This window comes from Paenibacillus catalpae, from assembly GCF_900112695.1.
In the GTDB taxonomy this organism is placed as follows: domain Bacteria; phylum Bacillota; class Bacilli; order Paenibacillales; family Paenibacillaceae; genus Pristimantibacillus; species Pristimantibacillus catalpae.
Genome location: NZ_FOMT01000011.1, coordinates 39330 through 55767 on the forward strand (window position 1 = coordinate 39330; position 16438 = coordinate 55767).

Consider the following 16438-nt stretch of genomic DNA (forward strand, 5'->3'; position numbering starts at 1 on the left):
GAGCGGCGATATGATGGATTAGGGTAATAAGCGGCTAGAGCTCTACTCGGAGTTGTAGAAGGCGTTTATAATGGTTAGAGTGGGTCGAGGAATATTCTATTAATACATTCCAACTAACATGCGGGCATGGGGGAACTGGTATATTTGAGGATGATTGCCACGGCAAGTGACCGATTCGGTCCGCCAAGCATTCAGCAAGCGAACCGCAAGCAAAAAGAGGATGGATCGGCCATGGCCGATCCATCCTCTTTTACATTTACGTTAAATCCAATCCCAAGTGCCATGCCTCATTACTTCGCTGCCGCGATGCCTACCGTATAGATCTCGCACGGCCCGAGCTCCGTCGCGAACGAGCCGTTTGCGGCGCCTTCGCCGGATGGCTGCAGGCGTTCACCTGTCTGTTCGAGCACGTCGCTCGCGTACGCCACTGCGGCCGTGCCGATGTTCGGCTGCGCCTGCAGCTTCGCGGCTTCAGGCCGCATGTTGAACCAACGCAGCATGAGGTCGCCCGTCGCTTCGGCGATCTTGGCCGAGGAGAACGCAATGCCTTCCCCTTCCCATGCCAGGAACGAGTGCACCGGCGACAGCGTTCCAGCGTGTACGCCGGTCTGCGCGCTTGTCCACGGCGCTTGGAACTGATACGCGCCCGCGTATGCGCCTGTCGCGGCGCCATCGCCGCTATGCGGAAGGATCAACAGCTCGGTCGTATGCTCACCGAGGCATTGCGCTTCCGGCGTCGGGAAGACTCCCCAGTCGCCCAGCTCGGAGACGGAGCGAAGCAGCGTGACGGCAATCGTATTGCGGCCGTCGCGAAGTACTTCGTATTCGTTTAAGCCAAAGTTCGCGATTGTCAGGCCTTGCGTGCCGTCGCTGACATCTGCAAAGGCTTGCTGATGCTGTGCGTTGCTCGGATTCTCCCATTCGGCGGCCGGGTCGTTGCCCCTAACCGCCACTTCGAAGATCGCGTCGGCCCGATGAACGGACGCGATCAGGTCAGTCGGGAACAAGGCGCGCACGCGATGGTCCTTCGCTTGGTTATTAAACGTCGTACGGATGCCTACGCCGCGTCCGGAGCGCTCCAAGCTGACGACGGTGCGAATCGTGAACGGCACGAATGTTGTCGAACGGCCGGCTTTGCGCTCGGGATAATAGACGGCTTCTTGCTTCTCCTGCTCGAACAGCTCATCGGCGGATGCCGGGATCGACCAATGATGCACGATCTCGACCGAGGCGCGGTACGCGCTGTCTTCGATGACGCGGATTTCGGCGGCTAGGCCCTTGGTCGTGAGAACCGGCTCGCCGTCCGGCTGCTTGAACATGTACTCGTTGCCGATATCTCCGACATTTTCATAGATGAGCAGATCGCGGTACGTGCGTCCGCTGGCGATATCCGTTACCGCCAAGGTTCCATCCTCGGCAATTTCGATGCTCAGGTTGGCGTTCGCAAGCGTACGGGGACCGGTCACCATTGACGGCGACGAAGCGCCTTTTGCAGCTCCGAGCACCCAAGCGTAAGTTTTCAAGCCAAGCGCCGGGACAGCGGTCGCTTCAAACGTCAGCTTCACGCGGCGCGTCCAATACGGTTGACGGAATTTGTCATCCGGCAGTTCGTAGCCGAATTGCAAGCCCAAATCCTCCACCGTATGCGCGACGGCGTTGCCATCCGCATCCACGAGCGTGCGGCCCTCGATGGACATTTCCTTCATCATGCGAATCATGTCATTCGGGGCGATGCCTTCGCGGAAATACACGCGCGCAACGTCCAGCTCGACTTCCAAGACGCCGCTGCGCGTCCATCCCGTCGTATTGAACGCGACGAGCGGCAGCGGATCCTGGCCGTAGCCCGCGAATACGCTTGTATCGACCGTACCTGCGACCGCGTGTTTGCTGTCGTCGACGATCGTCTCAGCCACATGGCGGCTCTTATCGAAGCGGGTGACCATCTCGCGGTGCACCTCGTCAACGCTGCAGCCGCAGATGCTGTCGTGCGGATGATTCTGCATGAGCGTTTTCCAAGCGTACTTCAATAGATGATGCGGGTACTTGGCCTGGCCCGTCACATGCGCAAACGCGGCAAGCGGCTCGGCGACCTTCTCGAGGATCGTCTGGCCGACCTGGTTCATCTGTTTTAGATAGACGCGGGCGGATGCCGTATTCACGAGCGTCGACCAGCCGTCCGTCCGCTGGCTGCGCAGCTCGCCGCGCACGACCGACAACTGCTTGTCTTCGAGCGACGACTTCAGCGACGCCAGGTAATCCGGGAAATTCGAATGGACGAAGTCAGTATCCGGGTACAGCTTGCGCGCAACGCGGATCGCTTCAGCCAGATCCGTCTGGATCGGCTGGTGATCGCACCCGTTCATAAACAGCAGCTGTCCCGTCGATGCGTATTTACCGGCATCGGCCAACTTGCGGTCCCAGTACTCCTTGGCTTCCGCTTCATCTACGGGCACCTCATTGCCATTACTGTACCAGTTGGCGAATAGAATGCCGAGCACCTGCGAGCCGTCCGGTCCTTCCCATACGAGCTCCGAGAAGGATGACTCATAAGCGGAGTCCGAGACCATGTTATTGAAGCCCGTAGGCTTGACGCCGCGGCCGAACACCGCGTTGTCGATGCCCGCCTGCTTCATGAGCTGCGGCGCTTGGCCGATGTTGCCGAAGGTGTCGGGGAAATACCCGACCTTCGCGATCGTGCCGTAATGCGAGGCATCTTGGTGCCCGATCTGCAGATTGCGGACGTTCGCTTCGCTGCTCGTCAGGAATGCATCCTGCAGCACGTACCATGGACCGATATGAATGCGGCCCTCGCGGATCCATTTCTCCAGGCGCTCCCGTTGGTCCGGGCGTACTTGCAGGTAGTCTTCAATAATGATTGTCTGTCCATCCAGATAGAAGCTGCGGTATTCCGCATCGTTCTCCAGCGTGTCCAGCAGCGTATCCATGAGTGAGATAAGCCGCACGTGGTGTTTCTCGTAAGGCAGATACCATTCGCGGTCCCAATGCGTGTGCGAGATGATATGCGCCGTTTTTCTATGATTAGCGTTCGCCATGGCGATCGTCTCCTTTCAATTTCAAGCCTTCTTCGGCCGGCAGCTCCAGCACTACCACTTCGTCTGGGCGATAGACCGCCGTCACGCGGCCGGTCTGGTCGACGGCAAACAGTACCGCGCGCTCCCGTTCCAGCACGAATGAATACGTCGTTCCAGTCGCGGAGGACTTCACTTCGATCTGCGCGTCATGCGCGTACTCGGACACGAACACGAGGAGCTCGCCGTCCTTGAAACGAAGACTCCGGCCGTATACGCCGGCCAGGTCGCCGCCCCTCAGCCATTCCAATTCGCAGCGTGCGCCCGAAACCTCCAGCGCGTGCGCGTAGAGCGCCGCGACCGGTTCGGCGCGTTCGTTCAGCTCCACGGGCAGCGGGCACCAGATCAGGCGTCCTTGCCCGTAAGCTGCCTCCATGACTTGGTCCGCTCCCGCAGATGCGCCGTAGCCGGCTTCCTTGAATACTTCGGCGATCCTACGGTGACCGTACGAAACCGGATACGCCTTGTCCCCGATCGCGAGCCGTTCTTCCCGGACGACGTTAGCCGGCTTCCGCGGCCCAAACGTATCCGCGAGGCGGTCCGCTTCCCGCCAGTAGGCGTCGAGCCCGAGCGGGCCCGTGAACAAGAGCGTCGCTGCCGTCCGGTCCACGATGTCCAGCAGCCGCGTGAATGCTTCGTCGGCGAAGTTATGCGCGGAAGGCACGATAATCAGCTTGGCCGGCGCCGCCTCCAGCACGTCCAGATGGTATTCCGACACGCCGCGGAACGGCGTGTTCAGCTCGTAGCCGAGCACGCGCGTCAAGCGCGTCGTCGCGTCAAACGCCAGCTTGCGGTTGGAGAAGTCATTGGAGTACGGGAACACGGCGGCGACATCTTCCAGCTCGCGGTCCCGGAACAGATCGCGGATCTGCTCCATGAAGCTGCCGAACCGGTAGGAGACGTCCGCTTCCGGCTTCTCGGTTCCATCCGCCCGCAGTGCGCCGATATGGGATTCGTTCGCGTTGTCCATGTAGAAGTTGGTGTTCCAGATCCACTGCACGGCGCCAGCCCCGCCTGACGCGAAAGCATACGCGTATTTGCGCTCCAGCATCGCTCGCAGCTCTTCCTCGGACCGCTTCGCGAATCCGGCCGGCGTTTCCACGTACATGATACCCGTCTCCTGCACGACGTTTGGCTTGTCAGCCGTCTTCGCGAAGATGCCGTCCCACAGCAGATGGTCGTTCAGCCACCAGGAATGCACGGTCGTGTAGTCGACGGCTTCCCCGTAAAAGAACGGCGACGGCCGCTGCGCGCCGAGTGCTTCGTCCTGGCCGACCGTCACAAGCTGCGACGGATTGCTTTCCTTGATCGCATCGACGAGCTGTTTCGCCCAGCGGTTATGCATGTCCATGGAGAACAGCGCATAATCGAGCCAACGCGTACCCCGTTTGCCTTGGTGCATGTCCTGCACGTCGAAGTTGATGTCCTCCGGCTCCGGTATGGCAGCCGACGCGAAATCCGGCAGCTCGCTCGGGGTCATGCCCCAGCGCCCCTGCAGCTTCTCGATTGCGCCGTGGCGCTCCGCCAGCCATTCCGTGTAGGCCGCCTTCTCGAATCGGTCGCGGCTCGAGCGCGGACCGTCGGAGAAGATCCGCGGCGGATCGAACATCGACGGCTCGTTGATGAGGTCCCAATCCACGTTCGTCGTCTCGCGGTGACGGCTGACGATGGAGCGGATGAACCGTTTCTGCGCTTCCACGCTGCGCGGATCGAGGTACGGGTTCGTGCCTTCCCATGTCTCGGGAGTAAAGGAGAAGAAGGTAAACGTTACCTGCAAGCCGTGCCGCTTCGCGGTCATGAAGAACGCGTCGATCGAGCGCAGCACTTCTTCGGAGGCATGCCCGTCCACCTGCATGATGTTCCGGTACGCCGTCCAGATACCCGTGCGGATCCAGTTAATGCCCGCTTTGCGCATCTGCGCCATATCGCGATCCCATACTGAAACGTTCGGCAGGAACAGAAACTTGCGCGCGACGTCCGAGGTCATGTACGTCATGCCGACAACCGGCATCGGCCGGCCGTCCTTCTCGAAGTAATCCCGGCCGCGCGACAGCAGCCCGCCGGTGTTCAGCAAGTCGGCGTCCATGCCCCAGAAGCCTTGGCGAAGCAGGCGCGTCTCGCCGTCCGAGGACTTGGCGACGCAATCCACAAGATAATAACCCGCGTGGATGTCGCTGAGCAGCGGAATGCGCTTCAGCTCGAGCCCGGGACCGATTTCCGCCTCGTGGCGGAAGGTGAACACGTCCGAGCCTTCGACGCGGCGGACTTTAATGTCGAACTTCCAGTTCGTCTTGCCTGCCGTGCCGCGGCCCAGCTTCTGCGCCTGCAGCGTCAGCATCGGCCGCTCATGCAGCTCATAGGAAGCATAACCCGGCTTCAGCCACAGCTCGGTCACGCCTGCAGCGCAGAACGCCGCCCACGCTTGCAGTGCCTCGGCTCCTCCGCGTGCGAAGAAATCCGCGCCAAGCGGCTGGTTAACGAACAGCCAGCGTCCGCCGGCGAAATCGCCTTTCGTGTTTTCCCACAGCACGGCCGGTGCAGCCACTTCCCGTCCTTCGGCGGAGATACCCTTCAGCACGGGGTAAATATGCGCGTCCATCGGACCGGCTGAGCCCATCTGCAGCGGAAGGTCGCTCGATTTGGTCACATGCGGCACGAGGTTCCACGTATCCGCGACGTCGAGCAGAGCTTCACGACCCTTGAATAGCGGGATTTCCTCGACAGCAGCCAGCTTCGCGACTGGCGCCGCCTTCACTGGCAGCATCTCGTGAATGCGCAGCTGCCTGTGATACGCCGTTTGCTCCGGCTCTGCGAGCCATTCGCCCGCCTCTTTGCGAACAGGCACGCGGAAAGGCGCGCCGCCCAAGCTGATCAAGCCGCCGCCGCGTTTCAAGAACCCGAGCAGCGCTTCCCATGCATGGGCGGGAAAATATGGCGCGTGCAGCGACACGAATACGCCGCCGTCCGCATCTTCCAGCCTTGCCACAAGCGTTTCGGCGCCGCACACCTCGCCGACGCCCCGCAGCCGTTCCAATTCCGCTCCGTCAATGGCAGAGGCGCCCGGAAAGGCGCCATCGTAGAAAATAATCGTCTTATTAAGCATCGAGTAATCCTGCTTTCATCGCTTTATAGACCAGCTGCGAGAACAAGCTGTTGGACCAAGCGAACCATTTGCGGGTGAATACGGTTGGATCGTCCGAATGGAAGCCTTCGTGCATGAAGCCTGTGTCGGCGTCCGTCGCTTCCAAGACAGCGATCATGGCGAGTTTCTCCTCGTCCGTCTTGGCCGTCAGCCCTTGCATGGACAAGGCCATATGCCAGATATACCCCGGCGGCGTATGTGGGCTGCCGATGCCTTTCGCGGCCGTTCCTTCGTAATAGAACGGGTTTTCCTTGCTCAGCGCGAAACGGCGCGTGTTCTGGTAGATCGGATCGTCCCCGTCCACGTAACCGAGGTATGGAATCGAGATCAAACCCGGCGTACCTGCGTCGTCCATCAAGCAGTAGTTGCCGAAACCGTCGGTCTCGTACGCGTAGATCGGCCCGAATTCCGGATGCCGGTAGATGCCGTACAGCTGGATGCCGTGATTGATTTCGCGTTCCAGCTTCGCCATTTCCTGCTCGAACGACAGGTCGCGGAAGACGAATTCGGCGATCTCGCGCATCTGGCGGAGGGTAACAACCGCGAACATGTTGTCTGGGATGTTGTAATGGAAATCGCAGGCGTCGTCGCTCGGCCGGAAGCCGGACCAGACCATGCCCGTATAGTTGACCGGCATGCCGATGCCGTCATTCATAAGCGAATCGGTCATGATGCCGTTATCCCGCTCGAAGCGGTACGGCGAACGCTCGAAGTGGTGCTGCTCCCGTTTCCACAGGTCAACTGCGGCGCGCATGGCGATCTTGAAGTCCGCGTCAAAGATGTCGGCGCGGCCGGTTTCCTTCCAGTACGCGAACGCGAGGCGCATCGAGAAGCAGATGGAGTCAAGCTCGAATTTGCGCTCCCATACCCAAGGGGACATGTCCGTCTTGTCGTCGGTGTTCCAGTGCCAGTCGTTTGCCATCTCATTGAACGCGTTTGCGTAGGGGTCGATGACGATGTTGCGCATATGCAGCTTGATCAGGCCGCCGATGATCCGCTGCAGGTCGGCGTCGTCCTTGGCGAACGGTACGTAGTGCATGACCTGCTCGACGGAATCACGCAGCCACATCGCGGGGATATCTCCCGTAATGACGAACGTCGTGCCGTCGTTCAGCAGCTTGGTCGTCGTTTCCAGCGTATTTGGAAAACAGTTCTTGAACAGCTGAAGCAGCTTTGGACGGTGCGCAAGGCGCGTCTCCGCCTCCGCCAGCACCGCTTGCACGGATTGCGGCAGCGGCAGGTGCGGCATTTCAATTTTCGGCAATCTGAATTGTTCCATGGTGGTTTTCCCCTTTGTCGTTACTGTAATCGCGTCGTTATTTATGCACACCGCAAACGGCCCGTGGGCGGTTGTCCGCGCCGCGGGCCGCTTGCGGTGTGAAGTGTTTGTGATGATGTTGAGCTTTCGTTTCGTTAACCTTCGATGCAAATGGGCATTACTCTTTCACGGCGCCAACCGTCAATCCTTGCACAAAATAGCGCTGGAAGAACGGATACGCGAGCACGATCGGCCCGGTTGCAAGGACGACCATAGCCATCCGCGACGTATCCTGCGGCATCGATTGCAGCACGGACGTCCCCAAGGAGGCGTTATTGCTGTTGGCGAGAATGAACTGCATGCTGTTTTCGATCCGCATCAGCATCGATTGCAGCGGCACCAGGTCGGGGTTCTCGATGTACAGCAGGGCATTGAACCAGTCGTTCCAATAGCCAAGCACGTTGAACAGCGCGATTGTCGCGAGGCCCGGCAGCGCGAGCGGGACGATGAGCCGGAAGAAGATGCCGAATTCGCCGGCGCCGTCGATCTTGCCGGATTCGATGATCGCGTCCGGGATCATGGTCGAGAAGAACGTACGCATGATCATGATGTAGAAGGCATTGACAGCAAGCGGCAGAATGAGCGCCCACAGGGAATTCCCGAGGCCGAGCAGCTTTGTCGTCACGATGTAGGACGGCACGAGCCCGCCGTTGAACAGCATCGTGAAGAAAGCGAGGAACGAGAAAAATTTACGGTATTTGAATCCTTTGCGGGAGATTGCGTACGCGAAAAGCGAGATGAAGATCAAGCTGATCGCCGTGCCGACGACCGTGACGAGAATGGTCACGCCGTAGGAGCGCAATAGTTGGTCGCCCGCCTTGAACAGGTAGCTGTAGGCGTCGGTACTCCATTTGTTCGGAAATAACGAGTACCCGTCTTGCGCCAGCGTCTTCTCGTCCGTGAACGAGATGACCATGACGAGCAGAAACGGAAACACGCAAGCCAGCGCGAAGAGCCCGGCAATGAGGTTGAAGATGACGTTCCAGGCTGGCGTCAGTCGGTGGAAGTCCTTGGATTTCGTAAGGGATGCCATGATGATGCTCCTTTCTTTCTAATTGCTCTCGAAGCGGGTGAATGCCGCGTTTCCCTGTCGCCGACAAGGAACGCAAATGAATCGTCCAAGGTGAAACGGCTTCGCCGTCCTTAGGCGGCCGAGCGCGTTTCAATCCGGAGAATTCTAAGCCATGCTTATAAGGAAAAGACTTATAAACTCTTATCATTTTAAAATAACGCGTTGTCTTTATTGAAGCGACGGACGATCCAGTTGGACGTGATGACGAGCACGAAGCCGACGAACGATTGATACAGGCCGGCCGCGGTGCTCATGCCGATCTCCCCGGTTGTCTTCAGGCCGCGGTAGACGTAAGTATCGATAACGTTCGTGACGTTGTAGAGCGTTCCGGAATCGCGGGTAACTTGGTAGAACAAGCCGAAATCCGCGTAGAAAATGCGGCCAATGGCCAGCAAGGTCAAAATGGTCATGAGCGGAGCCAGCATCGGCAGCGTGACGTTGCGGATCTGCTGCCATTTGTTCGCGCCGTCGATCATCGCCGCTTCGTACAGCGATTTGTCGATGCCCATGATGGCGGCCAGATAGACGACGCTGTTATAGCCGAGCGACTTCCAAAGGAACACGATGACGATGATGAACGGCCAGTATTTCGGCTCCGAATACCATTGCTGCGGATCCATGCCGAATGCCAGGACGATCTTGTTCATCACGCCGCGGTCGTAGCTGAGGAAGCTATATACGAAGTAACCGACGATGACCCAGGACAGGAAGTAAGGCAGAAACATCCCTGTTTGGAACCATTTTGCCAGCCTTTTGTTTGCGATTTCGGAAAGGACGATGGCCATGGCTACTGCCAGGACCAGACCAATAATGATGAATACGATGTTGTAGAGCAAGGTATTGCGGGTGATGACGTATGCGTCTTCTGTGCTGAACAGGAACTTGAAATTATCGAAGCCGACCCAGCGGCTGTGGATGATGCTGGAGAGAAATCCGCCGTGCACGCGGTATTCCTTGAAGGAAATCACCGTGCCGAGCATAGGCAGGTACGAGAAGAAAATAAACCAAATGGTAGCCGGAAGCACCATCAGGAGCAGGGCAATATTACGGTTGATGTCTTTGAAGAAACGCCCAAAGGCCTTCATGGGGTTCACCCTTTCTAAGCGAAGTCGGTTCGCAGCGCCAAGGGCCTGCGGCAATTCGTCCAAGATGAAACGGCTGATGCCGTCCATTGGCGGCGGCGCAAGTTTCATCCCTTAGAACGAGAAACAACGTACAGGATTCCCATCCTGTTCGTTTCTCTGTTTTGAAAAAAAGGGCGAATGCCGAACATTCGCCCTTCGGTGCTATAAATGGTTTACTTGCCTTGCGTAGCTTTCCAAGCGTCGAGCTGCGTTTGCGCTTCGGTCAGAATTTTGCCGAGACCCGCGTCGTTCAGCTTCTTGATCGCTTGCGGCAAGTATTTGTCCGGATCGACGGTACCCGTCATGAGCGGCGCCCAGAAGGATTCCTTTGCGTTTTGCACGGCTGCGATCTCGCTCGACACTTTCGTCGGATCGAAGTTGAAGCCGAGTAGTGCCGCAGGTTTGCCGGCATCGTTGTATTTCTTGAACTGTTCCCATTTGTCGGCAGGATCGCCCGGGTTCAGGTGCGTGATCATAATGTTGCCGAGTGCAAACGTCGGCATGTCGTAGTTCTTGGACTCCGGCAAGTTCTCCATGTAATCGCCGTCAGTCACCTTGTAGTGCGTGCCTTCGATGCCGGAGTCGACCATGTTGCGAAGAACCGGATCGGTGTTCAGCAGGTTTAGGAATTCCATCGCTTTCTCTTTATGCTTCGAGTTCGCGGAGATGGCTTGCATGGAACCCATGACCGATGCGTTGTAGATCAGCTCGTCGCTCATCGGCGTCGAGACGATCGGGTAGCCGTAACTGGTCGACCATACGTTGTCCGCGAATGGCTGCGTCGTCGCTTTGTCGGCGAACCATTTACCCGTCGCCTGCACGTCCGAGGACGATTCCAGCGTCGCGGCTTCCGTCGGAATGTAGCCGGCTTGGTAGTATTTGTGCATCGTTTCGAGCGCTTGCTTCATTTCCGGCGTTTCGAAGACGTTTACAATTTTGTAGCTGGAGTCGTCGAGTTTCACGGCCAGCGGGAATTTCTCGATCAGGTAGTCGTATGGAATGTATGGCGTGAAGGTCTTGTCCACTTGCAGCGGAGTCACGTCCGGATTGTTTTGTTTAACCGTCTGGAGTAACGGCTCCAGGCTTTCCAGGGAGCGCACGTCCGTGATGCTCAGCTTGTTCTCGTCAAGGATGTTCTTGTTGAAGCGCCATACCTCGGATGTCGGAAGTTCTTTATTTGCCGGTACGCCGTAGTTTTTGCCGTCGACTTTGGAGCCGCTCAGGAAGGCAGGGTTCAGCGTGTCGGTAATGCCTTTGCCGTATTGCGCCAGCAGATCGTCGATTGGAGCGAAAGCCCCTTTGCGCGCGTTTTGCACGTAATCGAACGCCCATGCCGCAGTGAACATAATGTCCATGTCCGCGCCCGAAGCCGTCAGTACTTGCATCTTCTGGTTGTAATCGCCCCAGTCGATCATTGTCATTTTGACTGTTGCGCCGATTTTGTCTTTCGTGTAGGCGCTAACCGCTTCCATAACTTTGTCGACGTCTTTCTGCGGCGTGCCAATTGTGTACCAGTTCAATTCAACCGGTTTGCCGTTGTTGCTGCCCGCGTTGCCAGACGAAGACGTGTTGTTGTTTGCTGCAGTGTTGCCGTTGTTGCCGCCGTTGCTTCCGCAGGCGCTCAGCAAGAGCATGACGGCCATCGCGGACGTCAGGCCAATCGCTGCCTTTTTACGGATTCCCATTTGTGTTGCCTCCCTTTTGTCTGTGTAGCATTACATCAGTCGCGACTTCTTGCTACTTCATATTAGAAGATGAAAACATTTTCAAAAATAATAGAAAACAAAGAATAAGTGTACAAAATAAAGAAAGGAACCGCGAATGACGCCTCGGCGTCACAGCAGCTCCTTATAATCGCCCGGCACCATCCCGACATGCTTCTTGAACTGCTTGTAGAAGTAGCCTGTCTCCCAGTACCCGACCTGTCTTGCGATCTCGTTCACCTTGAGCCGGCTGTCCGCCAGCAGTTCCTTCGCTTTGTCGATACGAAATTTGTTCAGGTAGTCCGTAAACGTATCACCCGTCTGCTTATGAAAAAGCTGCCCAAGGTAATTGGGGTGAATGTGGAACTGCAGTCCGAGCAACTTGAGCGTCAGCGCCTCCGCGTAGTGCTCATGGATGTAGCGCAGCGCCAGCCTGATGACGGGACTCATGTCTTCCCCGGAGAACGAATCGGCCGCGAAGAAGGCAGCCGACCGTACGGCTTTCTCCACGCCCTCGAGCGTTGCCGCGCTCACCGCTTGGTCGAGCGCGCCTTGGAACACCTCCGCGGCATCCGTGCGTCCGAGCTTGTCGACTTCGATCTTCATCAGGATCATGAGCTCGATGGCAGCACCTTTTGCCCGGACGGGATCCAAGCTCTCAGCTATCCGTATAGCCGCGAAATCGCGTTCGATAACCTCCGCGAGCTCGTCCTTATCCTTGGCGAGGATGGGCTTGGCATACGCCTCCCATTCGAACAATCCTGAAGGAAGAGCCGCCGTTTCAGCGGAAATGTCCGCATAATCGAGCAAATGCCGATCATGACGCACCAGGAAAAACTGCTGCGCTTTGCGAGCCTCTGCGTAGCTTGCGGCGGCACCTTCCGTCGCCACGATTCCGCCGAGAGCGATGCGCGGGCCAAGCTGCCTGTTTTCCCATTTGTCCGCCACTCTTTCCAAGGCTTCCGTCATCTTAGCTTGATTCCGTTCGTCCCCGTTTATGCAGCAGGCGGCGACCAGCTCGCCCTCGTCGTTAAGGAAGGGAACAAGCGACAGGCCGTTCGTCTCCTCGGCGAGAAGATCCGCGATGCAGTCGTCCGGGTCGTAACCGGCGGCACCTTGCTCCGGGCGAAAACAGATGATCGCCAGCGCTACATACGGCTTCGAGAGATCGATGCCGAGGAGTGCCGTCCGCTCCGTCAGCTCGGGCAACGCGATCCGCCCGTTTACCCATCGGGTCATGACGTTATCTCGCAGAATGCCGATCTCGTCTTCCCCAAACGCCTGCGCCGGCTTGTCCGCCTCCAGCTTCCGTACCGTATCTGAGAGGGTCGCCTCCAGCTCCTCAAAGTTAATCGGTTTTAACAGGTAATTCTCGATGCCAAGGCGCATGCCTTCCTTCAGATAATCGAATTCGTTGTACCCGCTAAGGATGATTGCCTTCAATTGCGGCTGCAGCTCCCGCGCCTTGCGGATCAATTCGAGTCCGGTCATGATCGGCATGGAGATGTCGGTGATGAGCAGGTCAACCCCGAGCTCGCGCAGTCGCTCCAACGCTTCCTCGCCGTCTTCGGCGCTGCCGACGACCTCCAGGCCGAAGGCGGACCAATCGACGGCGTCGCTCAAACCTTCCGTGATAAACGGCTCGTCGTCCACGAGCAATACTTTATACATCGCCAGCTTCCTCCTGTTGTTCGGCCGCGGGCCAGATCACCGTCACCGATGTCCCTTTCCCCGGCGTGCTTTCAATGTTTAACCCATAGCCGGGTCCGTGCACCAGTTCGATCCGCTCGTGCACGCTGCGTAGTCCGAAGGACTGCTGTTCCTCGGTTTCCGGCATCTTCAGCCGGCGCATGATGAACGCGAGCTGCTCCGGTTCGATGCCTTTGCCGTTATCGCGTATCCGGACCCGGATCAGGCCGTGCTCTTGCACAGCTTCAATATTCAGGCGGTTGTTCTTGCGCCTGGAATCCATCCCGTGCACGATATAGTTTTCCACGATTGGCTGCAGCAGCAGCTTTGCAATCGGAACCCGCAGCAGCTCTTGGTCGCATTCCACCTCGTAGGCGAATTTATCTTTGTAACGGATCCGAAACAGCTCCAAATACAGCCTGCACATCTCGAGCTCCTCGCCCAGGGTGTTCTCGGCCTTCGCGCTGACGGAGTTGCGGAACAGCGCCGCGAGGCTGTAGATCATCTCGCCCACGTCGACCGCGCCCTGCGACATCGCCCGCATTCGGATGACCTCCAGCGTGTTGTAGAGAAAATGCGGGTTTACCCTGGCCTGCAGGGCGGCAAGTTCCGTCTGTTTATGCCGTATCTCCGCCTTGTATTCCCGGTCTATATGCCGGCCCAGCTCGTCGAGCATCTCGTTGAAGCTCTGGGAGATCTGCCCGAGCTCATCCTCGCGGGCGTCCTGCAGGCGGGCGGTGAAGTTGCCCCCCTCCACCTTCCGCATGAAGTGCACGATCCGGTTCGTCCGCCGCGAAATATTGACGATCAGGATGGACGGAATGATCACCGCGACGACGATGCAGATCGAACTGATCAGAATGATCGTCCGCTTGAGGCCCGCGTACGCCTCGGCCATCGCGCTCTTGGGCGTAATGCCGACGACGAAATAGCCGGCTTTGTTCTGCGTCAGCGTGGAGATGTACGACGGCTCGTCGAGCGCCTCGGATTCCTTAAGAGAGCCGATTTGCTTCATGTACGGGAAGATCTGTCCGTAGTATCGGTTCGCGGAATCGGACAACACCTGTCCGTCCTGAGACAGCACCAGGATCTCGCCCTTAAGCGGGGTCCGCTGCTGGTCCAGCGACCGGTTTACCATGCCGGAATCGAAATATACGAGCAGCTGTCCGATGTTCTTAAGCGTATTCTTATCGTTTACCTGGACGCGCATGGAATACAGCTGCGAGTTCCATTGACCGATAAGCCCGCGAATCCAGATGTTCGGCGTCGCCGCCACGGGCCCTTCCGCTGCCATGATCTCGGGAATGTACGAGCGGGTTGGATTGGTCTTGTACAGCCGTCGCGGACCGTTCCGATTAAAGGCATACAACTGCTGCATGTCCGTGCTGTACAGCAGCATGTTCTGGATGTCGGGATCGGCATCCATCCGGTCCGCGAGATAGCTCAGGATATCGACCGCGCTCTCGTTACCGCCCGCGTAGTTCTGGTCGAGCATGTACTGCGCGTATTCGCTGTAGGAATGCCGGAGAAAGTAGGACGCGTTGCTCGCGAGCAGGCTGTTGCGGTAGATGTCCTGCACCGTGTTCTGCACCCAGTCGTACTTCTGTTCCATATAGCGGTTCACCCGTTCCATCGCCTGCTTCTGGTTGTTCAGCTCGCTGTTCACGATGGAATCGGATATGAGACCGAAGAGCAGGTACGAGAGCGTGATGATCGTCAAATGCACGATGACCGCAAAGACGAGAATGACTTTGACGAACAGGTTGTTCTGTATATAGTTGCGGTAGATTTTCCGGAATCTCAAGCGCCCGTGCCCTCTCTCGTCGATAGTTAGGATTTGCCGCCATTATAACATTAAGGGCGGAGCCGCGCCTATTCGGAGGTCTATATGAACAAGGATTAGACTACTCCAATAATAATATTTCAAATAATAGGCGGTTTTGATGCCCCTCGACTCCCCAAGTAAAGCCACTACCGCATGAGGTAATGGATTTTTGCTTTATAAGCGTATTACAGAGAAATGCAAACACGAGAAAGAGCCCCATCCCTAGAGGGAGGAGCTCTTTTTCTTGTTTGGTTAGACGCATGTGAAGGATTGGATGGACTGTAAGCTCAGCCCCGTATACATCCAAAACCTTCCGTTCCACTGAAAACCCGCAACTGATGTGCGCCCTAAGAAAATCGGGAAAAACCAGAATTGATTTCCATTCACGAGCCAAATGTACGTATTTCTAAACAAGCAGCGGGAAATTGCTCCAGGGTCAACAGCAAAGGGCGAGACCGAAGGTTGTTGAGGGATGAATCCCGGCGGAGGTGAACTGGGTGCCATCGGCTGCCCCGATTGTCCCGGAGGTCCCGGAGGAGGCCCCGGAGGTCCCGGCTGTCCAGGAAATCCTGGGGGTCCAAAAGGTGGAAAAAATGACATGATCTTGTCACTCCTTATTTGATGGGCTAAAACAGTGTATGTAAGAGCGGAGATAAGGGGATGGGCGTATCCAACATTCTTTTTTAGCTTCTCGAAATGTAGGTTGCCGTGCTCTCCTCTCGAATGGATGGATGGATGGAGGTTGGCAGGTTCTTTAATGGAAAAGAGCTGCGTCCTGTTTTTAAAGGATTACATTCGACCTTACGCATCTTCCGGCCCGAATTGGTTATATAATTTAGGCGACTTTGGTTTTGCACAGCCGGAGCCCGCCTTCAAATGACCTTAATTATTTGTACACTATAATGAAGCAAATATTGAAAGATTGATTTCAGAGAGACACGAATTGGTTTTTGGTTAGACATATTCGAAAGCAATATCAGTTTTTTTGAAATAATGCTTGCCAATCGCATTTGAATTATGATATATTCTAATTCCGGCCGAGAGAGACACACGGTTGGGACGAAAAGCTGAATATCATCAGTTGATAGAAATTGAAATGGATGAGAAATAAAGCTTGACACCAAATTCGATAACGTGATAAGATATGCAGCGTTGTTGAAACAAATTGTTCTTTGAAAACTGAACAACGAGCAAAACTGCCCCGTTAGAAATAACGGAAAAAGCGAAAAAACAAGTTTGAGCAAGTCAAACAGAACCATTTCATGGAGAGTTTGATCCTGGCTCAGGACGAACGCTGGCGGCGTGCCTAATACATGCAAGTCGAGCGGATCTTGTCCTTCGGGACAAGGTTAGCGGCGGACGGGTGAGTAACACGTGGGTAACCTGCCCATAAGACTGGGATAACATTCGGAAACGAATGCTAATACCGGATACGCGAATTGGTCGCATGGCCGAATCGGGAAAGGCGGAGCAATC

At 56.8% G+C, this 16438-nt stretch carries 10 protein-coding genes and 1 rRNA gene; 2 read left to right on the plus strand and 9 right to left on the minus strand.

Going from position 1 to position 16438, the window contains the following annotated elements; all coding sequences use genetic code 11:
* The first annotated feature begins 144 nt into the window (after window positions 1-144).
* On the plus strand, window positions 145-321 hold the full coding sequence (locus tag BM200_RS30190) for a hypothetical protein (protein ID WP_175533077.1): 177 nt from the start codon (window positions 145-147) through the stop codon (window positions 319-321).
* On the opposite strand, the gene BM200_RS29420 is transcribed toward BM200_RS30190, so the two are convergent.
* From BM200_RS29420 to BM200_RS30560, 9 genes are all read right to left on the minus strand, one after another.
* Window positions 291-3053 carry an alpha-mannosidase gene (locus BM200_RS29420; protein ID WP_091191001.1) on the minus strand — a complete coding sequence of 921 codons (2763 nt, stop codon included), beginning with the start codon at window positions 3051-3053 and terminating at the stop codon, window positions 291-293. The genes BM200_RS30190 and BM200_RS29420 overlap by 31 nt on opposite strands.
* Window positions 3040-6192 (minus strand): beta-galactosidase, encoded by a 3153-nt coding sequence (locus BM200_RS29425; protein WP_091191003.1) that lies wholly within the window; start codon window positions 6190-6192, stop codon window positions 3040-3042. The genes BM200_RS29420 and BM200_RS29425 overlap by 14 nt, the downstream gene beginning before the upstream one ends.
* The gene (locus tag BM200_RS29430) at window positions 6185-7510 is read right to left on the minus strand and encodes a glycoside hydrolase family 125 protein (RefSeq protein WP_091191005.1); all 1326 of its coding nucleotides are present in this window, start codon (window positions 7508-7510) and stop codon (window positions 6185-6187) included. The genes BM200_RS29425 and BM200_RS29430 overlap by 8 nt, the downstream gene beginning before the upstream one ends.
* A gap of 157 nt (window positions 7511-7667) precedes the next feature.
* Complete coding sequence (locus tag BM200_RS29435; protein WP_091191007.1) at window positions 7668-8582, minus strand: carbohydrate ABC transporter permease; 915 nt, start codon at window positions 8580-8582, stop codon at window positions 7668-7670.
* A gap of 188 nt (window positions 8583-8770) precedes the next feature.
* The gene (locus BM200_RS29440) at window positions 8771-9706 is read right to left on the minus strand and encodes an ABC transporter permease (protein ID WP_091191024.1); all 936 of its coding nucleotides are present in this window, start codon (window positions 9704-9706) and stop codon (window positions 8771-8773) included.
* A gap of 212 nt (window positions 9707-9918) precedes the next feature.
* Entirely contained in the window at window positions 9919-11430 is a 1512-nt protein-coding gene (locus tag BM200_RS29445; protein ID WP_091191009.1) for an ABC transporter substrate-binding protein, read from the minus strand.
* Between the two features lie 150 nt (window positions 11431-11580).
* Window positions 11581-13119, minus strand: coding sequence for a response regulator transcription factor (locus BM200_RS29450; protein ID WP_091191011.1), 1539 nt, complete (start codon window positions 13117-13119; stop codon window positions 11581-11583).
* A complete protein-coding gene (locus BM200_RS29455) occupies window positions 13112-14941 on the minus strand; it encodes a cache domain-containing sensor histidine kinase (RefSeq protein ID WP_091191015.1) in 1830 nt (609 codons plus the stop codon). Before BM200_RS29455 ends, BM200_RS29450 begins: the two co-directional genes overlap by 8 nt.
* Before the next feature lie 273 nt (window positions 14942-15214).
* Window positions 15215-15562 (minus strand): transporter, encoded by a 348-nt coding sequence (locus BM200_RS30560; RefSeq protein ID WP_091191017.1) that lies wholly within the window; start codon window positions 15560-15562, stop codon window positions 15215-15217.
* Between the two features lie 659 nt (window positions 15563-16221).
* Between BM200_RS30560 and BM200_RS29465 the strand changes: the two genes are divergently transcribed.
* Window positions 16222-16438 (plus strand): 16S ribosomal RNA (locus BM200_RS29465); the annotation flags it as partial.